22 protein-coding genes and 1 tRNA gene are annotated in these 23,512 nt (G+C 42.0%); 11 read left to right on the forward strand and 12 right to left on the reverse strand.

The annotated features are described in order from the left end of the window. The first annotated feature begins 21 nt into the window (after positions 1 to 21). Genes sirB1 through EL244_RS08190 form a run of 4 tightly spaced genes read left to right on the forward strand, consistent with a single transcriptional unit; the run spans position 22 to position 3,446 of the window. Positions 22 to 831, forward strand: coding sequence for an invasion regulator SirB1 (gene sirB1, locus EL244_RS08175; RefSeq protein WP_126460075.1), 810 nt, complete (start codon positions 22 to 24; stop codon positions 829 to 831). Positions 832 to 876: 45 nt separating this feature from the next. Beyond that, positions 877 to 1,731, forward strand: coding sequence for a 3-deoxy-8-phosphooctulonate synthase (gene kdsA / locus EL244_RS08180; RefSeq protein ID WP_006813178.1), 855 nt, complete (start codon positions 877 to 879; stop codon positions 1,729 to 1,731). A gap of 12 nt (positions 1,732 to 1,743) precedes the next feature. Continuing rightward, positions 1,744 to 2,646 (forward strand): tRNA modification radical SAM protein MnmL/YtqA, encoded by a 903-nt coding sequence (gene mnmL / locus EL244_RS08185; protein ID WP_006813177.1) that lies wholly within the window; start codon positions 1,744 to 1,746, stop codon positions 2,644 to 2,646. A gap of 47 nt (positions 2,647 to 2,693) precedes the next feature. Next, positions 2,694 to 3,446 (forward strand): tetratricopeptide repeat protein, encoded by a 753-nt coding sequence (locus EL244_RS08190; protein WP_115164265.1) that lies wholly within the window; start codon positions 2,694 to 2,696, stop codon positions 3,444 to 3,446. Positions 3,447 to 3,507: 61 nt separating this feature from the next. On the opposite strand, the gene dauA is transcribed toward EL244_RS08190, so the two are convergent. From dauA to EL244_RS08220, 6 genes are all read right to left on the reverse strand, one after another. Continuing rightward, positions 3,508 to 5,223 carry a C4-dicarboxylic acid transporter DauA gene (dauA, locus tag EL244_RS08195; RefSeq protein ID WP_006813175.1) on the reverse strand — a complete coding sequence of 572 codons (1,716 nt, stop codon included), beginning with the start codon at positions 5,221 to 5,223 and terminating at the stop codon, positions 3,508 to 3,510. A gap of 277 nt (positions 5,224 to 5,500) precedes the next feature. Continuing rightward, a complete protein-coding gene (locus tag EL244_RS08200) occupies positions 5,501 to 5,890 on the reverse strand; it encodes a hypothetical protein (RefSeq protein ID WP_126460078.1) in 390 nt (129 codons plus the stop codon). 11 nt (positions 5,891 to 5,901) lie between these two features. Further along, positions 5,902 to 7,239, reverse strand: a complete 1,338-nt coding sequence (locus tag EL244_RS08205; protein ID WP_126460081.1) for a phosphatase PAP2/dual specificity phosphatase family protein — start codon at positions 7,237 to 7,239, stop codon at positions 5,902 to 5,904. Between the two features lie 115 nt (positions 7,240 to 7,354). Then, on the reverse strand, positions 7,355 to 9,121 hold the full coding sequence (locus EL244_RS08210) for a bifunctional alpha/beta hydrolase/class I SAM-dependent methyltransferase (RefSeq protein WP_039854112.1): 1,767 nt from the start codon (positions 9,119 to 9,121) through the stop codon (positions 7,355 to 7,357). A gap of 9 nt (positions 9,122 to 9,130) precedes the next feature. Next, entirely contained in the window at positions 9,131 to 9,754 is a 624-nt protein-coding gene (locus EL244_RS08215; RefSeq protein ID WP_126460084.1) for a CDP-alcohol phosphatidyltransferase family protein, read from the reverse strand. Positions 9,755 to 9,993: 239 nt separating this feature from the next. Next, positions 9,994 to 10,818: a helix-turn-helix domain-containing protein gene (locus EL244_RS08220; RefSeq protein WP_006813169.1), complete on the reverse strand. Its 825-nt coding sequence runs from the start codon at positions 10,816 to 10,818 to the stop codon at positions 9,994 to 9,996. Between the two features lie 152 nt (positions 10,819 to 10,970). Between EL244_RS08220 and EL244_RS08225 the strand changes: the two genes are divergently transcribed. The 5 genes from EL244_RS08225 to EL244_RS08245 all read left to right on the forward strand — a co-directional run bounded on the left by EL244_RS08225 (position 10,971) and on the right by EL244_RS08245 (position 17,156). Continuing rightward, a complete protein-coding gene (locus tag EL244_RS08225) occupies positions 10,971 to 11,921 on the forward strand; it encodes a 4-hydroxyproline epimerase (protein WP_126460087.1) in 951 nt (316 codons plus the stop codon). Positions 11,922 to 11,930: 9 nt separating this feature from the next. Further along, complete coding sequence (locus EL244_RS08230) at positions 11,931 to 13,178, forward strand: NAD(P)/FAD-dependent oxidoreductase (RefSeq protein WP_126460090.1); 1,248 nt, start codon at positions 11,931 to 11,933, stop codon at positions 13,176 to 13,178. A 16-nt stretch (positions 13,179 to 13,194) separates the two neighbouring features. After that, the gene (gene dapA / locus EL244_RS08235) at positions 13,195 to 14,061 is read left to right on the forward strand and encodes a 4-hydroxy-tetrahydrodipicolinate synthase (protein WP_006813166.1); all 867 of its coding nucleotides are present in this window, start codon (positions 13,195 to 13,197) and stop codon (positions 14,059 to 14,061) included. Between the two features lie 14 nt (positions 14,062 to 14,075). Continuing rightward, positions 14,076 to 15,560, forward strand: coding sequence for an aldehyde dehydrogenase (locus EL244_RS08240; protein WP_126460093.1), 1,485 nt, complete (start codon positions 14,076 to 14,078; stop codon positions 15,558 to 15,560). An 84-nt stretch (positions 15,561 to 15,644) separates the two neighbouring features. Further along, complete coding sequence (locus EL244_RS08245; RefSeq protein ID WP_126460096.1) at positions 15,645 to 17,156, forward strand: alanine/glycine:cation symporter family protein; 1,512 nt, start codon at positions 15,645 to 15,647, stop codon at positions 17,154 to 17,156. A 12-nt stretch (positions 17,157 to 17,168) separates the two neighbouring features. Here EL244_RS08245 and EL244_RS08250 read toward each other — a convergent pair. Continuing rightward, a tRNA-Ser gene (locus EL244_RS08250) sits at positions 17,169 to 17,258 on the reverse strand. A 344-nt stretch (positions 17,259 to 17,602) separates the two neighbouring features. Here EL244_RS08250 and ghrA point away from each other — a divergent pair. Continuing rightward, positions 17,603 to 18,544: a glyoxylate/hydroxypyruvate reductase GhrA gene (gene ghrA, locus EL244_RS08255; RefSeq protein WP_126460099.1), complete on the forward strand. Its 942-nt coding sequence runs from the start codon at positions 17,603 to 17,605 to the stop codon at positions 18,542 to 18,544. A 569-nt stretch (positions 18,545 to 19,113) separates the two neighbouring features. Further along, the gene (locus EL244_RS08260; RefSeq protein ID WP_126460102.1) at positions 19,114 to 19,668 is read left to right on the forward strand and encodes a TorD/DmsD family molecular chaperone; all 555 of its coding nucleotides are present in this window, start codon (positions 19,114 to 19,116) and stop codon (positions 19,666 to 19,668) included. A gap of 75 nt (positions 19,669 to 19,743) precedes the next feature. Here EL244_RS08260 and EL244_RS08265 read toward each other — a convergent pair whose 3' ends face one another. From EL244_RS08265 to mdtH, 5 genes are all read right to left on the reverse strand, one after another. After that, the gene (locus EL244_RS08265) at positions 19,744 to 20,766 is read right to left on the reverse strand and encodes a type II toxin-antitoxin system HipA family toxin (protein ID WP_126460105.1); all 1,023 of its coding nucleotides are present in this window, start codon (positions 20,764 to 20,766) and stop codon (positions 19,744 to 19,746) included. Continuing rightward, positions 20,759 to 21,073: a HipA N-terminal domain-containing protein gene (locus EL244_RS08270; RefSeq protein ID WP_006813160.1), complete on the reverse strand. Its 315-nt coding sequence runs from the start codon at positions 21,071 to 21,073 to the stop codon at positions 20,759 to 20,761. The genes EL244_RS08265 and EL244_RS08270 overlap by 8 nt, the downstream gene beginning before the upstream one ends. Continuing rightward, positions 21,058 to 21,303, reverse strand: a complete 246-nt coding sequence (locus tag EL244_RS08275; RefSeq protein ID WP_006813159.1) for a hypothetical protein — start codon at positions 21,301 to 21,303, stop codon at positions 21,058 to 21,060. The genes EL244_RS08270 and EL244_RS08275 overlap by 16 nt, the downstream gene beginning before the upstream one ends. 252 nt (positions 21,304 to 21,555) lie before the next feature. Next, positions 21,556 to 22,116, reverse strand: a complete 561-nt coding sequence (locus tag EL244_RS08280; RefSeq protein ID WP_006813158.1) for a lipoprotein — start codon at positions 22,114 to 22,116, stop codon at positions 21,556 to 21,558. 39 nt (positions 22,117 to 22,155) lie between these two features. Beyond that, a complete protein-coding gene (gene mdtH / locus EL244_RS08285; RefSeq protein ID WP_006813157.1) occupies positions 22,156 to 23,361 on the reverse strand; it encodes a multidrug efflux MFS transporter MdtH in 1,206 nt (401 codons plus the stop codon). Positions 23,362 to 23,512 lie beyond the last annotated feature (151 nt).

The following is a 23,512-nucleotide window of genomic DNA, read 5'->3' on the forward strand; positions in this document are numbered from 1 at the left end:
GGCGATTGCAGTGGAATTGTCATGAAAACAATAGCAGATATTGAATTTAATCAGTTACCGTTAAGCGAAGGCATTATGATGGTTTCTCAAATCATCCGTAGTGATTTTCCGCTAAAGCAGCTGCAAGAGCAGTTAGATAACTATGTTGAAAAAGCGAGAGCTTTAATTGATTTGAATGAAGATAATCAATTAAAAATCGAACAGCTGATTAAATTGTTTTACGGAGAGTGGGGCTTTAGTCCCGCAAGTGGCATTTATGCCTTATCCGATATGTTGTGGTTAGATAAAGTATTAAGCTCTAAGCAGGGAACGCCCGTTTCTTTAGGTGCGATATTCCTATTTATTGCTGAGCAATTAGATATTGAAATTAACGCGGCTATTTTTCCAACACAATTATTGTTGGTCACTCATAAATCAGATGGCTCATCATGGTTTATTAACCCAATCAGTGGTGAAACCTTATCCCAGCATACTTTGAATATGTGGTTAAAAGGAACGATTGACCCATCAGCTGAATTTACTGATAGTGACCTTGATGTTGCTGAGCATAGCATCATTATTCGAAAAATTTTCGACACGTTAAAAGCCGCATTGATGGAAGAAAAGAAAATGGAGCTCGCATTGAAAGTTTGCGAGACTTTATTGATCCTCGATCCAGAAGATCCTTACGAAATTCGTGACCGTGGGCTAATTTTAGCGCATCTTGATTGTAATCATGTCGCATTAAGCGATCTCAACTACTTTGTTGAACATTGCCCTGAAGACCCTGTGTCTGAAATGATTAAAATCCAAATTTATTCGCTGGATAATTTTCCGGTCGTATTGCATTAATTAACGTATAGACAGTGAATCTGTCTTTAGATTAAAGGTAAGAGTATGCAACAGAAAGTAGTCAGTATCGGTGATATTAAGGTCGCAAACGATCTGCCATTTGTTCTGTTTGGTGGCATGAACGTTCTCGAATCTCGTGACATGGCGATGAAAGTGTGTGAACACTATGTCACTGTGACACAAAAATTAGGCATCCCGTATGTCTTTAAAGCGTCTTTTGATAAAGCTAACCGATCATCGATTCACTCTTACCGTGGACCCGGCCTAGAAGAAGGTCTGAAAATTTTCCAAGAAATCAAACAGACGTTTGGTGTGAAAATTATTACGGATGTGCACACTCCTGAGCAAGCTCAACCTGCTGCAGAAGTTGTCGATGTGATTCAATTGCCTGCATTTTTAGCGCGTCAAACCGACTTAGTGGCAGCGATGGCAAAGACAGATGCCGTCATTAACATCAAAAAACCGCAATTCATCAGCCCAGGACAAATTGGCAATATCGTTGAGAAATTCATTGAAGGCGGTAACGACCAAATTATCCTGTGTGACCGTGGAGCGAACTTCGGTTACGACAATTTAGTCGTCGATATGTTGGGCTTTAATGTGATGATGCAAGCGTCGAAAGGTTGCCCTGTGATTTTTGACGTGACCCATTCACTGCAATGCCGCGACCCATTTGGCGCAGCATCAGGCGGTCGCCGTGGCCAAGTCGCTGAATTAGCAAGAGCGGGCATGGCAGTTGGCTTAGCTGGCCTATTCTTAGAATCTCATCCAGACCCTGACAATGCGCGCTGTGATGGCCCTTCAGCATTACCATTGGACAAACTTGAGCCATTCTTGAAACAAGTTCAAGCGATTGATGAATTAGTAAAAAGCTTCCCTGAGCTGGATACTAGCTGTTAATTCAGGTTTCTGATGCAACTAAACGAAGTTGTTTCCATGTTCGGTGCTGACCTTCAGCACCGATATGGAGAAAAAATTCATAAAGTGACCCTGCATGGGGGTTTTAGCTGCCCAAATCGCGATGGCACCTTAGGGCGAGGTGGCTGTACATTCTGCAATGTGGCGTCCTTTAGCGATGAAAATCAAGCTACTCAAACTATTAGTCAACAAATTCAACAGCAAGTAACTCGGATCTCGCGAGCCAAACGCTATCTCGCTTACTTTCAAGCTTATACCAGTACTTATGCCGAAGTTCATCTGCTCAAACAGTTGTATGAGGAAGCTCTCCAACAGGCAGATATTATTGGCTTATGTGTCGGTACTCGTCCTGACTGTGTTCCTGAATCTGTTCTTTCATTGCTATCTCATTATCGCCAACAAGGCTATGAAATCTGGTTGGAACTGGGATTACAAACAGCGCATGATAAAACGCTGCATCGCATTAATCGCGGACATGGTTTTGAGGCGTACCAGCAAACAACACAAAAAGCACGAGCCTTGGGGCTGAAAGTGTGTACGCATTTAATTTGTGGACTCCCCGGGGAAGATGCGGCAATGAATATGCAGACTTTGGAACGGGTTTTAGAATGTGGTACAGATGGTATCAAACTCCACCCTCTGCATATTGTAGAGGGGAGTGTCATGGCAAAAAGTTGGCGAGCGGGGCGATTACAAACAATCTCTTTGGATGAATATACCCACATCGCAGGGGAGATGATCCGTCATACTCCCGATGATATTGTCTATCACCGGATCAGCGCTAGTGCAAGAAAACCAACATTATTGGCACCAGAATGGTGTGAAAATCGTTGGGTAGGAATGAACAGTTTATATCAATATCTACTGAACCATGGTAAGCAAGGCTCTGCACTTTAATTTTTTAACAAAAATAAGTTATTTCATAAATAATAATAAGGCACTTTATGTACCCAACTTTATCTTTCATCAAGCAAGCTAGCCGCCAATTCTGTTTAGGGGCGGTAGGGTTAATTTTTTCTCTACAGGCCGTCGCGCAATATGATATTACTCCTGAAGATAAAAAATTATTCGAACAAACCAAAGTCGCAGCTCAAAATAACGATACTAAAGCTCAGTATGAGCTAGCAGGAATGTATTTATCGGGAATTGGGGTCTTACAGAACCAAAAAAATGCGCAATTATGGGCAGAGAAGTCAGCGAAAGCAGGCAATGCGGATGCATATTCGCTACTCGCTGATATTATTTTTATTGGTGGTGATAGAGCGTTTACCGAAGAGTTTGTGAAAGCACGTGAGTATGCAACTAAAGCAGTTGAAGGTGGAAGTATTAGAGGAAAAGTGAGCTTGGCTGAAGCCTTAATTACGCCAGAGTCGGGTTCAGTGGATTACCCTAAAGCGATTGCTTTGCTTGAGGAAGTGAGTGCTTTAAATAGTCAAGATCAGTTTATGGCGCCATTATGGTTAGGAATTATTTATTATGATGGAAATGGCGTACCAATGAATGAAAAAAAAGCGTTAGAGTGGTTCGCTAAAGCGGATGCGCTGACGTTTGCCGGCTTTGCTGAAGGACAAGCGTCATTTCAGTTCAATGACGGAAACAATGGCACTGTAAGAGATGATGAGCAAAAAGCGACAAAACTCCGTGCTATGGCTTGTGAGTTGGGTAAAAAAGAAGGCAACGAGATGTACTGTTATTAATTTTTTGTCTGAATAATCATTTAAAGAGTGCCGCCATTGGTAAACAGTGGCGGCATTTTTGTTATTGATGAGCGACTCTTTTAGCGTCTTCGATTTGTTGCACTTCTTCCAGAGCACTTTTCAGTGAGTTTTGGAAACTAAGTACTCCTTCGATTGGAGTGACATTGGCCCTAGCTAAGGTTTTCAATGGCTGGAATGGAATGTCACAGACGATAATATGTGTGTCTTTGCGTACGGCATCGATAAATTTCTGGAATGCATCTAATCCCCCCGCATCGAATACGGGCACCGCATCCCACTGCATAATGATAATGTCATAGCCGTGGCTCTTAACGCGTAGCTCATCAAAAATACGCTCGGCAGCTGCAAAGAATAGGGGGCCATTCACACGTACGACCAACAGACTTTTATCTTCCTTGGTTTCAGAGAGCTGTGTCACTCGCGTCATGTTAGCAATACGACGCATAAACAGTAATGATGCAATTACAATACCGACAGTAATCGCGATGACCATATCGAAAAGAACCGTTAATGACATACATAACAGCAAGACAATAATGTCATCTTTAGGTGCTCTGCGGATCAAACTAAATACTTTTCCGGCTGCACTCATGTTCCAAGCCACAATCAACAGTAAGGAAGACATTGCGGCAAGAGGTAAATAAGAGAGCAATGGCGCTAGAATAAGCAGCGTTAACAGCACTAGAACGGAGTGAACGATGGCTGATATTGGTGAGGTTGCACCTGCACGTACGTTGGCTGCAGAGCGAGCGATAGCCGCTGTTGCCGTAATGCCGCCAAAAAATGGTGCTGCAATATTTCCTAAACCTTGTCCAATTAACTCGCTGTTTGAGTGATGCTTCTTACCCGTCATATTATCGAGAACGACGGCACACAGTAGAGACTCGATCGCACCGAGTACGGCCATAGACAGTGCGGCTGGCATTAATGCTGTGATCATTGCCCAACTGATTGGCGCACTTCCCGGTAGTTCCCAAGGTAAAACGAATTGTGGGAGGATAGGTGGAATACCGCTGCCTTCAGTTCCATCTGGCAACAAATAGCTAAATTTAGAGCCAATTGTTTCAACATGGATATCAAATAGGGTAAAGACCCACATGATTAAAGTTCCCACAATGATAGCGGGTAGATGTCCTGGGAGACGTACTTTTAATTTGGGCCAAAAAATCAACACTAATAAGGTGGCTGAACCAATAATGGTATCGCTGTATTTCAACGTAGGAAATGCATTTGCGAGAGCAACCACTTTATCAACATAATTTTCAGGAACATGGAGCATTTGTAGCCCAAAGAAATCCTTGATCTGCATCGTTGCAATAGTAATTGCAATTCCCGAGGTAAAACCGAGAGTGACCGAAACTGGAATATATTCAATGAACTTTCCGAAGCGGGCAAATCCCATGGCAAGTAGGATGATCCCTGACATCAAGGTTGCCACTAATAAACCACTTAAGCCGAACTGTTGTGAAACGGGATAGAGGATCACCACAAAGGCAGCGGTAGGACCGGAAACGCTATAACGAGAGCCTCCGGAGATAGCAATGACAATGCCCGCAATCGCTGCGGTATAAAGGCCATACTGAGGTGGAACACCACTAGCAATAGCCAGTGCCATAGCTAATGGTATAGCAATAATACCTACGGTGATGCCCGCGATTAAATCCTTCATAAAGCGAGCAAATGTGTATTTTTCTTTCCAACAGGAATCGATTAGTGCGCTAAAAGGGCGCAATTTATTAATATGTTTTGTACTCATTAAAACCCTACCAGAATAACAGGGTGAAAAATAAACGAAATAGAGGCTATGAGGATACGCCTACCGTAATAAAAAAATGTGTTATTTATCAATGAAAGCACAATTATCATAACGTTTTCAGTTGGAAAAGTAAAAAGGCGTTATTTTATACGGTTAATTTGATTAAATGTATTTTAAAAAATCATTAACGGTCAACTTTCTATTTTAAACATCACGTTAAACATAATAATATATAATTAATAATGAGTTTACTGGCTGATTAAATATCATCATAAGACTAACTAAAAACGATAGATAATAACAACCAGATCCAAAGTGTTAATACTAAATAACAGGCTCGATTAAATAAATTTCTAGTGCCAATCCAGCGTTCATCCATGCTTTTATGGGTTGATTTTTTAGGAAAAAGAACCTTAGAAGCATCGTCAAAGGCATCTGTATTACCTTGTCGATAAATAAGCTTAAAAAAATGGTTATCAAGCCATAAACGATAAATATAATACTGACTAATGGTAAATAGCCCAGTACCAATAAATAAACTCCAGCGTTGGGCATTAAAGCCAAAAAATAAACTAAATTGTCCAATTAGTGCCAGTAAGCTGCCAATAACTAGATAGCGCCAACTTTCTGTAAAAATAATAATCACTTCACCGCGATTTTTATCCATTAAATGGCTCCTTATTGTTCTCTTTGAATATGAAATTGCTGGTACCAGTTATTTAACTGCTCAATTGTCGCACAATTTAAAATAACCTGCGGTCTTGCTTGCTCCACTTGCCTAATTGCCTCATTAAGGGTCTTTGCCATTTTTTGATGAACTAGCCATGCCACAACCACCGTCGCACTACGAGAGTAGCCGAGTTTACAGTGCACATAAACTGCTCCATGTTGTGCCAACCTATCCATAGTGTGTACAGCGCGGTCAATATCCTCGGGGCTTAGAGGTAACAAATCAATCTGTGGCTGGCTAGCATATTCTTGCCCTTGACTGTGAACGTTGCGAGGCCACTCGCAAGTCATATCGAGAACTGCTTGAGTTTGCAAAGGATACAGCGGGCGTCCTCCCAGAACGACTTTCTCATTTATGGTACTGGGTTGTCGACAATGCTTGGCATAGTAATGATAGGTTCCCCAAGCAATCAGCCGGTAAGGTAGTAATACCCATGCAGCAGAAAGAGATACATGACCTGATGGTGTTTTTTGGAAAACAGAAGCGCCAGCACCTAAGTAACCCAAAGTCACGAAGGTTAACGCGACCGCTGGCCACAATAGCCACCAAGCGAAACCCTGAACAGAGAATGAAATCACGAAACAGAATAGAGCGCCTAACCCATAGTTTTTGGCAATTTTCAGGCTACGAGGACTTCCGGTGTAATGCCATTGCCAACGGGTATTGATTGGCAGCAGGTAGCTGATCATCACACCAGCAGCAAACCCAGTGATGACATCAATAAAGTGATGCTGCCACGTAGTTAGCACTGAGATTAAAATCAAGATAGACCAAGTATTTAAAAGCCAGCGCCATTGGTTTGGGGTATGAGCACGAAAACGTAGCCACAATAACCACAGCAAAATAATATGTAGAGACGGCGCTTGGTTATAGGGTAAATCGAATAATTCTAAACTGTCGAACATCCAGCCAAATGCACCGTGTGTATCTGGTCGAGGAAAGCTAAATTTTAATGGGAACAGTAAAAAACCGACACAGGCAATGACTGATGCCATAACTAACCGTAGTCCATGAATACACTGTTCTTGGCGGGTGACACAGATAAATAGAGAAATGCCATAGAATAGGTCGATGCTCCAATAGGGGATGATCGTCCAAGGTATAAAGGGAATATGCTGCTCCCAGCTAAAAACATAGGAGGGGACGTTTGGTAACGTCGCTGTGTAGTGATTAACTTGCCCGTAAGTTAAAAAGAAAAAAGGGGCTAAAAATACTAGCCATAGCAGTCCATAAATCCAGATTTGGCGTCGTGAAGTCGTGGCGATATTTGAGGGGACGGCGGTCATAATCTTGATTATTTCCTTGGAATATTGTTATGGCATTATCGACTATGGGGATAATAAAAACCGCAGGTTATTGGCTGTTATTCCCATAACCTGCTAGTTAATTAATAAAAATAGATTAGCGCCGTCTAGCTATAGAAACACTAAAAATACCCCAGTTATCGATAGATTGGTTAAGCTTTTCGAATCCAGCTTCTTCAACTAAGGCATCCATTTCACCTTGGCTACGACAACGCATTACCCAAGCTTGTCCACCTTGATGGCTTGGTAATACACGAGCGATCATCTCGACTTGAGGGTGCCATGGCTGGCAGGTATAAATTAGTAATCCACCGGATGGAATTGCACGAGATAGGCCGTTTAACGATGCGCGAATCAGCTCGTTACTTGGAAACAGTTCATACAGCCCACTGACAATACCTAATGTTGGCGCAGGGGAAACAGCAGCTAAATCATCAGCATCAAAAGCATTACCTTCTTCAAAGCGTATTTTATTTTCTAGGTAACGTTCTTTGATATGCAAACGACCTTGTTCCACGTTGACAGGGCTATAGTCGCGTAATAGAACAGAGTCTACTTTGCCATAGTCATTGATAGCATCAAATACATAGCGACCTTGCCCTGCGGCAATGTCCATGATCCTTACGGGTTTGCCATCATTCGTCAAATCACGGATAGCTTGGCGAATAATATTCTCAATATTCACTTTGCGCTGGCGGATACCTTGCCAGCCAATACTATTGAGATATTGACGATCAATAATTCGCCCAAATAGCCCGGTACCTTGAGCTTGATTGCGATAAACATAATCGAGAGTTGAGCCAGAATCGAAGCCTTTATCATAGCCAATTCGTACCCCTTCAGATGCTTTACCAAGGGTACTCATTGATTTACTCATAATTTTATAGACGATATTTTTTGGGCAATATTCAGGTAGCGGTGTATTGAGTGTCCGGAAAACATCTGCACTGGTACTCCAAGTATCTTCAAATTGATAATCGTGCTGGTAGAGCGGTAACTCGAATAATTTTTCAATAAATTGGTGAATTTTTTCAATGGGGATATGGCGATCTTTTTCCCCTAAAGTATCGTGATAAAAGCCCGGTAAAATATGCTTTTCTTTAATAGGAGTATTCAACCGCTCATAGAATTGGTGCTGTGGTTTGTGATGCACCACATGGTCACTACCTGAAATAAATAGCTGGGTCGGGACTGTAATCGCAGCGGCATCAGCAACCACGCGTTCCGCTGTAGTATACAATTCAAGCAAGATATTAACGGCAATTGGACGCGTGATTAGCGGGTCATTATCGAAAGAGGCGATGCGCTTTTCATCGTGAGTCAAAAATTTGGCTTTTACATAGGAGTTGACATAAAACAGCCCGCGAATTTTTTGCATTAATCCCAGACCAGTGCGGGCAAATGGGACATACAATTTCACTTTAAAAGCCGGAGAAGCAAGTACCATGCCGCGAATTTTAGGCGCGTAATCATGAACCCAAGTAGAAACTAAAACCGCCCCTACACTTTGTCCGATCACAATAATATTTTCGAGTGGGATGTGATATTGATCGGAAACATAACGAACAAATTCATCGACATCACGAACTGATGTGCCTATCGACGGACTATAACCTCGAGCCCCTTCATTTCGCCCATGACCTCTGGCATCCCATGCAAACATAGCAAAATCAGGAAGATTTAACTCATCCACTAAATGTGCTACTCGCCCTGAATGTTCGTGACCACGGTGAAATAAGATCACAGCTTTATCTGTGGTGTGCTCTGTAGGCCAGTAACGGTAAAACAGAGGAGTATGGTCACTGGTGGTAAATTGCGATTCGACGACGGGACGTTGTGTCAAATAATCTGTTTGAGCGTTCATCATTGTTCCTTAATTATTTTTCAATGCAGGGCTGAGCTCAGCAAGCGCACGGCGAATACGGTTATAACAGGTATATAGCAACAAGAGGGAAATAGCGGCAAAAAGATAATTTACCCAATTAGCAGCCATTAACTGAGGGAAAATCGCAACAAATAATCCGAGTGCACCAAATATGAAAGCGCGGTCACTTTTACCGATAGGGCCATCGTAGCGGCGAGAAGCGCCGATAGCTTGTGCAATAACACCAATAAACTCGGTCAGGACAGATAAAAAGAGGATCAGTAAAATCCACCAGAATGCGTGAGGGAAAATCAGCACAAAGGGTAAATACAGTGCGACATCCGAGATAACATCCCCAAGTTCGTTGAGCATCGCGCCGAGATGGCTTTTTTGATTGTGTTCACGAGCAAGCATCCCATCAATGGCATTAAGCGCCATGCGAATAAACAACACAAACGGTAATAAAATAAACAGATAGGGATTAGGGAAGAGGGTTAATAGCCCACCCACAATGATGGAGAGCCCTAATGCGGCTAACGTGACTTGGTTTGCAGTGATTCCGGCATCAAACAGCTTACGAACTATCGGGCGCAGCAGATCCTGAAATTTCGGCTTCAGATCATAAATGGTCATTAACTCATCCTTAAATGTACTGCAATTAGTGTGCAGTTTAATGCTATATCAATACGCGATTGTGATATTGCCACAATAAGACCTGTCCTAAGTTACTCAATGATCATATTGAGCAACTTAGGAAATAGAATGATTATTAGAGCGATGGGGCGACTAAAAGTTCGTATCAATGAAAATAACGTATCGATAAGAACTAAGAAACACTTTTCGTGGCTTAGAATGAAAAGTGTTTTTTGGCTTTAAATACAATCGACAGTATCAAATATTTCGGTCGTTTTTTTATCTATATTTGAGCGCATTCGTTTAAATTGGCTCGGGGTCATCGTGGTCAATTCTTTAAATTTACGGCAGAACGCACTGTGATCTGCATAAGCACATTTGATAGAAATATCCGTAATGGAATAATCCTCTTCTAATAATTCGATGGCATGTTCGAGACGCTTTTTCTGAATATATTGCTGAGGTGTAATATGAAATACTGTTTTAAATTGACGATTTAATTGTGATAAAGAAAGTCCCGCAATCTCTGCCAGAGTTGTTATTTTTATAGCCGTGTCAAAATGTTGACTAATATAGTGCTCAACGCGACTTAATTGGCTATTTAATTTTGGGCTAACGGATTTTTCATCTTGCAAATCAACCGAAATTCCAGCCACGCCGATCACTTGGTTATGAGTATTAAAGATAGGTACTTTAGTGGTCAGACACCAACCTAGCAATCCAGCCTTATATAGATGTAATTCTAATTTATTAATGACACTGATTTTTTTTTGCATGACCAAATAGTCTTGAGAACTATAACTCTGTCCTAAATCGGTATGGAAGATATCTTCTGCACTTTTTCCAATGACCCCATTTACCGTGGCTATCTTGCAACGTTTTGCCAAATTTTCATTGGCGAGAAGATATTTTGCGTTTCGGTCTTTAACAAAGAACGTCACATTTGGAAGCGTATTAATTAAAGGCATAACCAATCCAAGATAATTTAACAAGTTGTTAATATTATCTACAGGGAAAAGCATGTTTTCCTGACTAATCGACAACAGTTTATTTAAATCAATCATGTTGCGCTCCAGTGCATTCAACTAATTTTAATAGTTATCTTAAATATTTTTAAATTGTGCAGAAATACGCATGGGTTGATTCGAAAGATATCAAGAGTTGTTTACATTAATCAAGCATTCTATTAACAAATAATATTAATAAGGATGACGCCATGCAGAGTAAATATAAAAAAATCGATGTAATAGACTCTCATACCGCGGGTGAACCCACGCGTTTAGTGACCGCTGGTTTTCCAGATTTAGGGAATACCGACATGGCTTCACGCCTTGAAGTATTGCGCTCAAAGTATGATCAATGGCGCTGCACGACCATTTTGGAACCGAGAGGAAACGATATTTTAGTGGGCGCATTGCTCTGTCAACCGGTGAATCCTAAAGCGGCGGCAGGCGTTATTTTTTTCAATAACGAAGGTTATTTGGGAATGTGTGGTCATGGAACGATTGGCTTAGTTGCCTCTTTATACCACATGGGACGCATTAGCTACGGAGAGCATCTAATTGAAACTCCCGTTGGTGATGTGACCGCGAAGTTACATGAAGATGGCAGCGTGAGTATTCAGAACGTTTATTCTTACCGCTACCGAAAATCAGTACAAGTTAACGTTCCTGATGTGGGCACAGTGACGGGAGATATTGCTTGGGGAGGTAACTGGTTTTTCTTAGTCGAAAAATCACCGCTAGCTATTAATTATGGCAATGCCAAGGCGTTGACTGAGATCTGTTTGAAAATCAAACAAGCCCTTATTGACCAAGCTATTTTTGGTAAAGAAAATCAGGAAATTGACCATATTGAGCTATTTGGCCAGTGTGACGATGCGGATAGCCAAAGTTTTGTCTTATGCCCTGGTGGGGCTTACGACCGCTCCCCTTGTGGAACGGGAACCAGTGCAAAACTGGCGTGTCTGGCGGCTGACAATAAATTAGCAGAAGGCAAAATCTGGCATCAAGCAAGTGTGATTGGTAGCCAATTCCAAGCCAGTTACCAAGTCGCAGATGCTAATGGCATCATTCCGACTATCCGAGGCAACGCGTATATCAGCGGTGAAAATACCTTACTTATCGACGATAACGATCCTTTCCGTTTTGGGATCACAGTGAAGTGAGGTGAGCACATGAATAACCAATATTCAGTGATTGTCGTTGGTGGTGGCATTGTTGGATTAACCATCGCGTTATCTATACAACAGCGTGGCACGGACGTTTTATTGCTTGATAAAAACCAAATTGGCTCGGGAGCTTCATTTGGTAATGCGGGGCATATTGCGACGGAACAGGTTTTTCCTGTGGCAGACCCTTCAGTTTTAAAATCAATCCCCAGCATGTTACTTGACCCTTTAGGCGCATTACGCATTGATTGGCGCTACATATTGCCATTAACACCATGGCTACTGAAATTATTGGGGAACATGCGGCATAAGCCGTTTATGCATATTCATCGCGCACTCAGCATGCTAAATGGTGCATCTTTAGGGGCATGGCAAGAATTTTCCCAACAGTGGCAATTGCAGGATTTAATCAAGATTCAAGGCTCTTTGCTGGTGGCAGAGAAACCGAAAACGTTAGAAAAATTGCGTCAGCATGGTGATTACCTAAACCGCCTTGGCGTGAAAAACCAGCTACTTGACCAATCTCAATTATTATCCCGAGAGCCAGAACTGGCAGAAAACCAACTTGGAGGGTTGTTTTATCCCAATACCGGACATGTTGTTGAGTTAGCTGAATTTCATCAACGCTTAGAGCGAGCATTTGTTCAGCTCGGCGGTAAAGTATTAACGGAGTGTGAAGTTACTGCGATTAATTCCTCATCAGCAAGCCAAGCGTATGTCACTACCTCACAAGGAATATTCGTTGCAGATAAAGTGGTGATTGCAGGCGGAGCATTCTCAAAATCTTTAGTGAAAATGGTCAGCCGCATCAATGTGCCATTGGAGACTGAACGCGGTTATCACTTAATGCTCCCGAAAGAAAAAGGGCGCTTATCTGTTCCAGTTTCAAGCATGGATCGTCGGTTTATTATGACCCCAATGAATGGGGGATTACGTCTTGCAGGAACAGTTGAATATGCAGGGCTTAAGCGTCCTCCAAATATGCAACGAGCACAACATTTTTTACCTCTTGCTAACCCGATGCTGAAGCGGTCTTTAGATAGCCAGCATAATAGTGAGTGGATGGGCTTTCGCCCTACAATTTCTGATTCTTTACCCGTCATCGACCAAAAGGGTCCTTATGTGTTTGCTTTTGGGCATCAACATTTAGGACTCACACACGCGGCGATCACCGCAGACATCGTTAATAACATGATCCATGGGCAACCGACCCCGATCGATTGCTCACCTTTTTCGATTAAGCGCTTTCTTTAATTTTAGGAGAATTACAATGAATTTTCATGGCATCCTCGTTCCGTTAGTTACCCCATTTCATGATGATTTATCATTAAATATGACTGCGTTAGCTGAACTGACCGAAAAGCTCATTGACAGTGGTGTGACCGGATTAGTGGTGTGTGGCACAACGGGAGAATATTACGCACTGAATGAAGATGAGCGTAAAACTGTGTTAACCACGGTAAGTAAGATTGCCAAAGGGCGTGTAACACTCATTGCAGGGATCAACGACCTGTCTACCGACGGAGCAATCAAACGTGCAGCTCAGGCGAAAGAGCTGGGCTATGAAGGATTGATGTTATCCCCACCTCCATACAGCTTACCTGACCAACAAGGGGTTTATGCGCACTATGAAAAAGTCGCTAAATCAACCTCTTTGCCCATCATTATGTATAACTTCCCTGCGCGCATAGGTATCGAAATTGAAATTGACACCGTAATAAAACTGGCAGAAATCGACAATATTGTGGCCATTAAAGAGAGTAGCGGTAGTTTTAGCCGAGCGCTGCATCTACTGCAAATGCCATTTAAAAACTTTGAGGTGATTTGTGGTTGTGATGATCAACCAGTGGATTTCTTCTTCTGGGGTTCCAAAAGTTGGATCGCTGGCGCTGGGAACGTCTTTCCTGCGGAGCAAGTCGCTATCTTCAATGCTTCTCAAAAAGGTGATTGGGCAAAAGCTAAACAAATTATGCAAGAAATTTATCCGGCAATTTACTCAATGGAGTCAGGAAACTACAACCAAAAAGCAAAAGCAGGTTGCCTAAAAGGAACCTTCAAAGTGGGACCGGTTCGTCTTCCACTGTCAAATATCAGCCAGCAAGAGCGTGATGAGTTTCTTGCGCTGATTAAGCCATAGAAGAGGAATTTCCCATGCTAATCACTAAAGAACAAATATTTGAACGTGCCAAACAGAGCCAATTGTGGGCAGGAAACTTAATCGCAGGTTACCAAAATCACACTGCAAAACTAAAGAATTATACGCCGATTGATAATAGTTTGATTGGCTACATTGCAGATGGTAGTGCTCAAGATGTGCATGCAGCTGTCAATGTGGCTCGCTCAACCTTTCAAGAGGGAAGCTGGAGTGGGTTATCTCCCCAAGAACGCAAGCAAGTCATGTTACGTTGGGCACAGTTAATTGAAAAACATAGTGAAGAGTTGGCTGCGCTAGATTGTGTTGATGCAGGAAAACCGATCACAGAATGCCTCAATACCGATTTACCCGCCACGATAGAAACCTTTTATTGGTATGCGGAAGCCATCGACAAACTGTTCGGTAAAATCGCCCCAACAGGTAACCAAGAAATGGGATTGATTGTCCATGAGCCGATTGGCGTTGTGGGCGCAGTATTACCATGGAATTTTCCTGCCCAAATGTTTGCATGGAAAGTGGCACCTGCATTAGCGGTGGGTAACTCGGTCATTGTTAAACCTGCTGAATTAACGTCATTGAGTGCTTACCGCTTGGTTGAGTTGGCATATGAAGCAGGAATTCCCAAAGGGGCGCTTAGCTTGGTTTGTGGATTAGGGGAAAAAGTGGGAGAAGCCCTTGGTCGTCATCCTGACGTAGACATGGTGTCATTTACGGGTTCAACCGAGGTTGGACGCCTATTTCTGAAATATTCTGCTGAAAGTAATTTGAAAGAGATTGTTTTGGAATGTGGTGGAAAAAGCCCTCAAGTAGTTTTTGAGGATGCAGATATTGACGCGGCCATTCCTCATATTATGGCAGCAGCGTTCTGGAACATGAGCGAAAACTGTAGTTGCGGCTCTCGCTTAATTGTTCATGAAAATATTAAGAAACCGTTGTTAGAAAAACTGACTAAGGCGGTTGCTTCATGGCAAGTCGGTAATCCGATGGATGCTGCGGTGTCTATCGGCCCGATGATTGAACAGGCTCATTTTGAAAAAGTGAAATCGTTCTTGGATTCCACAATTAAAGAGGGCGGAAAACTGGTTGTAGGAGGAAAAATACGCAGTGACCTTGGCTCAGGATGGTATATCGAACCCACTATCTTTGATGCTGTTACGCCAGAAATGTCTCTATTTCGACATGAAGTTTTTGGTCCCATTTTAGCTGTCACTTCATTTAAAACAGATGATGAAGCGGTAACTTTAGCGAATGATACCCACTATGGCTTGGCTGCCTCGTTTTACAGCCAAAATATCCACCGTGTCATGAATGTTGCTCGTCGTATTAATGCGGGAACAGTTTCTGTGAACGGATTTAGCGAAGGTAATATCACGACGCCATTTGGTGGTTTCCGTCAATCAGGTTTTGGTGGAAAAGACAATGGCTTAGAAGCTTTTGAGCAATACACCCAAACTAAAGTTATTTGGCTTATTAATCATTAAACAACATAAACCTGAGAGTTATCGTCTCTCAGGTTTCACACCTTGCATACACACAAATACAATTACAATCGTCGAGGAGTACATATGGAAGCCATCGTAAACACGCTCGTTGGTTACATCTGGGGTAATGCTCTCGTATTTTTATCTCTGGGTGTTGGTCTCTATTTCACATTAGCAACCCGTGGCGTACAGTTTCGCTATATTGTTAAAATGGTCTGTTTACTGAAAGAAAACAAAGCATCAAAGGAGGGGATCTCGTCATTCCAAGCATTCTGTTTAGCCCTTTCTGGTCGTGTTGGGGTCGGTAATATTGCAGGGGTGGCGACAGCAATTGCCGCAGGTGGACCGGGAGCGATATTCTGGATGGTGGTGATGGGCTTATTAGGAGGCGCAAGCGCCTTTGTTGAATCCACACTGGCACAAATCTACAAACAACGATCTGACGACCAATATCGTGGTGGTTCTCCGTATTACATCGAAAAAGGTTTGAAATTAAAACCGTTTGCAATTTTCGTTGCTGCCGTAATTTGTCTTTCTTATGGCGTATTAGTTCCGGGGATCCAAGCAAATACCATCGCTGACTCTTTCCAAACGGCATTTAATATTCCACCAATGGCGACGGGTGCGTTGGTGACAGTATTAATGGCATGGCTGATTTTTGGTGGTGTAAAACGTATTGCAAGTGCAGCAGATAAAATTGTACCTATTATGGCATTGGCTTATCTGGTAATGATGGTCATCATCCTGAGTAGCCATTGGGAAAGCGTCCCAGGTATGTTTAGCCTAATATTCCGTAGTGCGTTGGGAATGGATGCGGTATTTGGGGGGATCGTAGGTACGGCAGTTTCATGGGGTGTTCGTCGTGCGGTATTCTCTAACGTTGCAGGTGCTGGGGAAGCCACATTTAGCTCCGCAGCGGCAGAAGTAAGCCATCCGGTTAAACAAGGTCTAATCCAAGCATTCTCTATCTATATTGATACAGTTGTCGTTTGTACGGCTTCGGGATTGATGATCCTTGTCACTAACATGTACAACGTTTTCCCTGATGGCTCGGCAACGGCATTAGTGGAGTACATTCCGGGGGTTGCAGCAGGAACTGCCTGGACACAAATGGCGGTATCCACGGTCTTTACATCTGCAGGATCAGGTTTTGTTTCCATCGCTGTGTTCTTATTCGCTTTCACGACACTGATGGCTTACTACTATATTGCGGAAACCACCATTGTTTACCTTGATCGCAAGCTTAAATATCCAGTGCTTAAGCTCATATTGAAATTCGTGTTCCTCGGAATCGTTTTTATGGGCAGCGTACAGTCGGTCAGTATTATGTGGGGATTAGGGGATATCGGTTTTGGGAGTATGAGTTACTTAAACTTAATTGCGATCGTATTCTTGTCTAAGCCTGCATTTAGGGCACTACGAGATTATGAAAGACAAACTAAATTGGGTGTTGATCCGGTGTTTGACCCGAAAGTTGCAGGGATAGAAAATGCAGAATTATGGGAAGAAATTAGCCGAGATTACCATGCAAAAGGTATTGGCATTGACAAGATTGATACTGGAAAAGGTGCTAAGAAATTAGCTGAAAAAGAATAACTAAAGTAGAAATGGCGGTGAGAGAGGGGTTCGAACCCTCGATACGTTCGCACGTATACACACTTTCCAGGCGTGCTCCTTCAGCCTCTCGGACACCTCACCGTTTTTTCTATCTAAATCTGTCGTAGAATTTGCGATACAAAACTTGTCCTACAACGGGGCGCTACTATAGGGAAAAGAGCGCCTTCCGTCAACTCCCTATTAAGTTATTTTCACCTTTTTTCTGTTGATGAGTTAAATAAAAAGCAATTTGATTACTATCTAATCTTCAATGAGTTGTCTTGGATAAAAATTCATACCTAATTGATTATTTAAACTGCAAGCAGTTAATCCAAGTTTCGTTAACCCCTTAACAAAATCCCCATCTTATCGACGTAATTTACTCGCATTGACTTGAAAATAAACACCATTACGCACACTCTGGTAGAAACCTATAAGGAGTTGCCATGAATATTTTATTTTACCATCCATTCTTTGATGCCAATCAGTGGATTGAGGGCATGCGTGCTAGATTACCACAAGCCAATATTCGTCAATGGAAGCCGGGAGATAACCAGCAGGCAGATTATGCCATGGTATGGCTACCACCTTATGAGTGCTTAGCGGGACGTAAAGAGCTGAAAGGTATTTTTGCGTTAGGTGCTGGGGTGGATGCAATTTTGAAACAAGAGCACGACAAGCCGGGAACGTTACCCGCGGGTGTACCATTGATGCGTTTAGAAGATACGGGCATGGCAATTCAGATGGAAGAGTATGCGACTGCAAAAGTGTTGTATTACTTCCGTCGTATGGACGAATATCGTCAACTGCAATCTCAACGTCAATGGAAACAACTTCCTGCCTACAAGTATGAAGAATTTGTGGTTGGAGTGATGGGCGCCGGGGCATTAGGGCAAGCTGTTGCTAAACGTTTGGCAAGTTTTGGTCTTCACGTCCGAACGTGGAGCCGTTCAGAAAAACAAATTCCTAAAGTGAAAAGTTATTATGGACAAGAACAGTTAGCCGATTTTTTATCGGGAACTCGTGTAATCGTGAATTTGCTACCAAGTACACCAGAAACTATTGGGATCCTTAATCAACAACTCTTTAGTCAATTACAACCCAATGCTTATATTATCAATCTCGCTCGTGGCGCACATTTAATTGAGCAAGACTTGCTCAGTGCATTAGATAAAGGGCAAGTGGCAGGGGCATCGCTCGATGTCTTCGCGACTGAACCATTGCCGCAAATGCATCCATTCTGGACGCATCCACGAATAGCGATTACACCACATGTGGCAGCATTTACATTACCGAATGAAGCCATGGATATGATTGCGAGCAATATTCAGCGGATTGAAGCAGGAGATAGTCCAGAGGGGATTGTCGATACGTCCCGCGGCTACTGATTTCCCGTCCTACTTTTCGCCGTCACGTTGTTGGCGGCGTCCACACACCCTAGTCACATACTTGTGTATGCTCCTAGGGATGTGTTTCCTTGCCGCCTAGTGACAACAAAAAGTCGTTAGGGAAATCCGAGGTTATACTTTTCTAATTTTATCTGTCATTGTCACATTGTTGGCGGCGTCCACACACCCTAGTCACATACTTGTGTATGCTCCTAGGGATGTGTTTCCTTGCCGCCTAGTGACAACAAAAAGTCGTTAGGGAAATCCGAGGTTATACTTTTCTAATTTTATCTGTCATTGTCACGTTGTTGGCGGCGTCCACACACCCTAGTCACATACTTGTGTATGCTTCCCGAGATAACCTCGTTTGACGCCTAGCCACAGCGTGAATTATTTTGAGGATGCTTCAGTTATCTGATATCAAATTTTTTTAAGAAATAATCATTAGCTATTATCAGTCCCTATATAAGGTTGCTCAAAGCGTGGGTTTTCTGTTTTTTCAGGTATACTGCATCCCATAATGATCACGAAAAAGTGATTGCAGAAAAATCGCAAACAGGAAGAAACCCATGAACGAATTCTCAATCGTCTGTCGCATTTTAGGTACGTTATTCCAGCGTTCTCCAGACGATGCTCTTGTGAAACCACTGCTTGATATCATTGCGCAAGACAAGCTGAAGGCGTCTTGGCCTCTTGAACAGGATGATCAGTGGGAGAAAATGGCAAAGGCGGTCGATATCAAAGATATTACGGCGGATTACCAAAGCATGTTTGGTAGTGAACTAACGGTTCCTCCATTCGCTCATCGTTATGATGAAGAGATCACCGAAGCGGAAATTCGTGAATTTCTCACCTCAAGAGGCATGCCCTTAACAGATGCACCAACGGATACTTTTGGGGCATTATTATTAGCGACTTCTTGGCTAGAAGACCAAGCCGCAGAGGATGAAACAGCTGCACAAACTGAACTACTCGATAGCTATATTTTACCTTGGTACGGTTCATTCCTTGGTAAAGTTGAAGCTCATGCCACAACGCCGTTTTATCGTATTTTAGCGCAAATTACGCGAGATGCAGTGATAGCATTACGTGATGAGTTAGAGTCTGAGGGCGATAGTGAATAAGTGACAGTGTCACTTAATTACTGTCCCATAAAATAGCCTAATAATATGGGTTGCTTTATATCTGTTTTTTAGAGTTTAAAAACGCATAATGCCCAGTAATGTCATTCTTCGTGAGATGTATTTTATAATTGCTAGTTTATCAACGTCAGGTAAATGGCTTTCAGTATAAGTATCGGTGATTAATTGGTGACTTTTAATCACTCTCAATAGTAATTTTTTAGCCAATTCGTTACGAATCCCTATGCCTTGAGCAAGTAGAATAAAATCAGCCCCAGTATATTCTCCATACTGTGAATTAAGGCCAGGAGCAATATCAGAGTCATTCTCTTCTAGTTCAAGTAGTGGCAATGCTAAATATTCAGTAAATACAGATGGGTAAGGGACGATGCTCACAAAATCATAGATTGGTGCTAAAGAAGGTTTTTTATTTTGTGGAAGTAAAATGCTGATATTTCGAAGATGATAATCATTGTTGCCTAGTACATAAGCATAAATAATTCGAAGGAATAAATCTCGCTTACTTGCCAACGAGTCATCCACATTTTCAATAATAAACTTAGCGGCTTTTTCATAACTCACCGATTTAGTTCCATCAACATTACCATATTTGTCATTGATTCCCATTGCACCATCTAGCTGTTCTTGATGTAGCTTTTGGACATCATTACCCAAGCGGTCATAACGTTGAATGATAAACGCAAATTCTTTAGGCTTATCAAGGGAGCTTTGGAAAGGAATTAAACCAAAGGGAGGTGTCGGAAACTTTAGTCGCTTCATTACGGTCATTGTGGCATGCTCGTTTTCAGCGAGAAATGGGTAAGCTTCAGGGGAAGGTTTTAGGATGAATGTCCCTTTGTTATTAGCAACATATAATGAGCCATTTTCTAGACGTAAGGATAGTTTGGGCTGAAAGCCTGAAATACTCATTCCAGTTTGGTTTGCTGGTTGATCTTGAATAAACTGGCTACGAGTGAAAGGGAGCTCAAGAGCGGGGCTATTTTTGCCAAAAAGTTCGTTAATCCCTGCTTGAGAATAGCCGAATTCAAGTTCTTCGTTATTAAGCTTTTTAAGATTGATTAGGCAGTGTTTTTCATTCATGAGCGATCTCTTTAAATGTGATAGCACCTAATAAATCATTGCCATTTTGTATGAGCATACCAAATAAATCGTTGGGATCGATTTTTTGCAATTCAGAATAACGTTTTTTTAACCACCCTTCAGGTGCTAGCCCCTTAAAAAATGGATGTAATTCATCACATAAATAAGGTTCACTCCTGACGCCCATGCTTAAAGATACACTTTGACCATCATAATGTTGGTAGTATTGAAATGAGTAGCCATTAGTAACTTCAGCTAAGATACCAACAGGAATATTGTAAAGCCAAACTTCTACCTTTCGAGACATAATTCAAAACCTAATTCTTTAAGTAATAAATGTAAGTTTATTGCTTTGGTTGATAATGGATTTGCTACAATGCGTTTAAATGTTGCAATAGATACCCCAATCTGTAGCGCCATCTCTTCATAGGTAATTCTCTGTTTTTTTAGCTCTTGACTAATCAATTGGCTAAATTCACTTTGTTGAATTTGAGTTAGATAGATAGTTTGCTTATCGTTGTTAGAGTGTGGTTTCATAATTTTATCAAGGTTCACTTTTGATACTTTTTTAGGGATAACGCATTTTTTTCATGCATAATAGTCTGAGTGTAGATCAAAAGTATCATAGTTGATACTTTTGTTTGTTATTTATACGCACTGTTATATATAGAGGCTATAGAGGTGATTAAAGTATCAAAAATGACACTTTTTAGTTTGGAGAAAAAAGCAACCTGTAGCGAAGGTTGCTTTTTCATTTTTAGATTTATCAATCAAAAATATTTATGGTCACTAATCGACCATTGGGATAACCAGTTTTCCGGGTTTAATTTCTAATCCTTTGGCTAGCTTTTTAGCCGTGGCTTCAGCCGCACTGTTTTCAGGATTCAAAACATAGACGGGTTGATGCTCGAAGAAGGTTTCTAGAGAGCTATTTAAATAAGGAATGACGGCAGAGATAGCTGTATCCATATTTTGAGGTGTAATCGTATATTTGGTAATTTTAAGTTCTTTCAGATAGATAGAGCCAGAACTTACATCAAAAACAGGACGTGCGGTTAACGTCAACGCAATTTTTGCATCAGCAGCGCCAATGAATGAATTCAGTTTTACATTAGACTCGCCATTTAGGGTGATAATTCCTGGCTCACTACGTCCAATCTCAGTAGTTAAGTTACTTAATGTGATATCCGCATCAGCAACGCCGGAGACACCAATATTGTTTTCATATTTTACTTTGCTAGCTAAATAGCTATTAATCTGCGATTCGCTAATCGTAAATTCGGTTAATTTGTCACAACCCGTAAGAATAAATAAAAATCCAAATAGAGATGCCAATAAAATATTTTTCATAACCACTCCTTCATACAGTAATGGGGCAAGTGTAGCGTATTACTGTCCGCTCAACATGACTGTTTCGATTTTTTTACGATTAAACTGCTTATGAAGGGCCCATAAAGTGATGAATCCGATGATGCCAAGAAGGAACCAAGGTAATTGCGGCATATTCCACTGGTGCCCGATGTCATACATCCAGCCACCCCCCGTGTAACCAACTGCACCACCGAGGGCTAATCCTAGACGGCTAAAGCCCATATAGCTGCCTCGGGCTCTCGGGTCAGCCAGTGATGCACTCAAGGTTTCTCGGGCTGGATCGGCGGTAACCGTGCCTAAATAAAATAGGCAGATTAAAGCAAATAACATATTCACTGAGGTTGTCATGCCAATCGGGAACATGCTGAGGCTCATCAGAAATAACCCCGCCATAAGACGTTGTTCTAAGCGGAAATGTTTTTCACTCCAGCGGGCAATAGGGTAGAGCAAAGTTAAAGAAATAGCGGCTTCTATGGCATACATCCACTTCACGGCTGCGGGGCTGCCTGCTAGTTCATTGACCACAATAGGGAACATTAACATCACTTGTACCGACAACATAAAATAGCCGGAAAGGGTGATCACGTAGGTAACGAAGCGCTTATCTTTTAATACGCGGCTCATTCCTTCACGAATTGGCGTTCTTACCGTAGAAATTCGGTATGCAGGAAGCAACCAAGCATTACAAATAGCCGTAATAATGAAAACACATGCACCAGCCCAACACACATAGTGGAAATCATATTGTAGTAACCAGCTACCAATAAGTGCGCCAATAACTGCGCCAGCGCTATCTTGCATCAATAGCAGGGAATAAAAACGGCCCCGCTCATAAGGGCGAGTAAGCTTAATGACTAATGCGGTTCGTGGTGGGTCAAATAAGGTTCCACCTAATGCTGAAAGTACACAGGATAGCCATAACACCCAGGGGTCATAGGCTAATGCCATCAAAACGAAACCAGCAGCACGTAATAACATACCAATGACTATCATGGGCTTAGCGCCGAAACGGTCAGCGATTGCTCCGCCAAAGATGCCTAAACCTTGTTGGACTAATTGTCTAAGGCCAAGCGCAAAGCCAACGACGACCGCAGCCCAACCAAGTTGGTCGACAAAGCGAATAGAAATCAGTGGAAAAACGACGAAAAAGCCTAGAACAACCAACATATTGTCTAGTAAAAGAAAGTATTTGCCGAGGCTTCTAGCCCGTGACACCTGCGCCATGCGACACCATCAAAAAAGTAGTAACGGAAGGAATGATTCTTTATTAATAGTATCAGGGAATTAGGTGGTGTGTATGATGATATTTTTTTATCGATATCTTCTTCATATTTCAAACCTCAGCGTTGTTGGCTACATTCCTGAATCCTAGTCA

It is taken from the genome of Providencia rustigianii, assembly GCF_900637755.1.
In the GTDB taxonomy this organism is placed as follows: Bacteria; Pseudomonadota; Gammaproteobacteria; order Enterobacterales; family Enterobacteriaceae; genus Providencia; species Providencia rustigianii.

Excerpts from the sequence above, each read along its gene's own strand:
- EL244_RS08230 (WP_126460090.1), top strand. The coding sequence starts at position 11,931 with ATGAATAACCAATATTCAGTGATTGTCGTTGGTGGTGGCATTGTTGGA.
- EL244_RS08275 (WP_006813159.1), bottom strand. The coding sequence starts at position 21,303 with ATGAAACCACACTCTAACAACGATAAGCAAACTATCTATCTAACTCAA.
- ghrA (WP_126460099.1), top strand. The coding sequence starts at position 17,603 with ATGAATATTTTATTTTACCATCCATTCTTTGATGCCAATCAGTGGATT.
- EL244_RS08245 (WP_126460096.1), top strand. The coding sequence starts at position 15,645 with ATGGAAGCCATCGTAAACACGCTCGTTGGTTACATCTGGGGTAATGCT.
- EL244_RS08200 (WP_126460078.1), bottom strand. The coding sequence starts at position 5,890 with ATGGATAAAAATCGCGGTGAAGTGATTATTATTTTTACAGAAAGTTGG.
- dauA (WP_006813175.1), bottom strand. The coding sequence starts at position 5,223 with ATGAGTACAAAACATATTAATAAATTGCGCCCTTTTAGCGCACTAATC.
- EL244_RS08205 (WP_126460081.1), bottom strand. The coding sequence starts at position 7,239 with ATGACCGCCGTCCCCTCAAATATCGCCACGACTTCACGACGCCAAATC.
- EL244_RS08190 (WP_115164265.1), top strand. The coding sequence starts at position 2,694 with ATGTACCCAACTTTATCTTTCATCAAGCAAGCTAGCCGCCAATTCTGT.
- EL244_RS08270 (WP_006813160.1), bottom strand. The coding sequence starts at position 21,073 with ATGTCTCGAAAGGTAGAAGTTTGGCTTTACAATATTCCTGTTGGTATC.
- mnmL (WP_006813177.1), top strand. The coding sequence starts at position 1,744 with ATGCAACTAAACGAAGTTGTTTCCATGTTCGGTGCTGACCTTCAGCAC.
- EL244_RS08210 (WP_039854112.1), bottom strand. The coding sequence starts at position 9,121 with ATGAACGCTCAAACAGATTATTTGACACAACGTCCCGTCGTCGAATCG.
- EL244_RS08280 (WP_006813158.1), bottom strand. The coding sequence starts at position 22,116 with ATGAAAAATATTTTATTGGCATCTCTATTTGGATTTTTATTTATTCTT.
- EL244_RS08240 (WP_126460093.1), top strand. The coding sequence starts at position 14,076 with ATGCTAATCACTAAAGAACAAATATTTGAACGTGCCAAACAGAGCCAA.
- kdsA (WP_006813178.1), top strand. The coding sequence starts at position 877 with ATGCAACAGAAAGTAGTCAGTATCGGTGATATTAAGGTCGCAAACGAT.
- EL244_RS08260 (WP_126460102.1), top strand. The coding sequence starts at position 19,114 with ATGAACGAATTCTCAATCGTCTGTCGCATTTTAGGTACGTTATTCCAG.
- sirB1 (WP_126460075.1), top strand. The coding sequence starts at position 22 with ATGAAAACAATAGCAGATATTGAATTTAATCAGTTACCGTTAAGCGAA.
- EL244_RS08220 (WP_006813169.1), bottom strand. The coding sequence starts at position 10,818 with ATGATTGATTTAAATAAACTGTTGTCGATTAGTCAGGAAAACATGCTT.
- EL244_RS08225 (WP_126460087.1), top strand. The coding sequence starts at position 10,971 with ATGCAGAGTAAATATAAAAAAATCGATGTAATAGACTCTCATACCGCG.
- EL244_RS08215 (WP_126460084.1), bottom strand. The coding sequence starts at position 9,754 with ATGACCATTTATGATCTGAAGCCGAAATTTCAGGATCTGCTGCGCCCG.
- dapA (WP_006813166.1), top strand. The coding sequence starts at position 13,195 with ATGAATTTTCATGGCATCCTCGTTCCGTTAGTTACCCCATTTCATGAT.
- EL244_RS08265 (WP_126460105.1), bottom strand. The coding sequence starts at position 20,766 with ATGAATGAAAAACACTGCCTAATCAATCTTAAAAAGCTTAATAACGAA.
- mdtH (WP_006813157.1), bottom strand. The coding sequence starts at position 23,361 with ATGGCGCAGGTGTCACGGGCTAGAAGCCTCGGCAAATACTTTCTTTTA.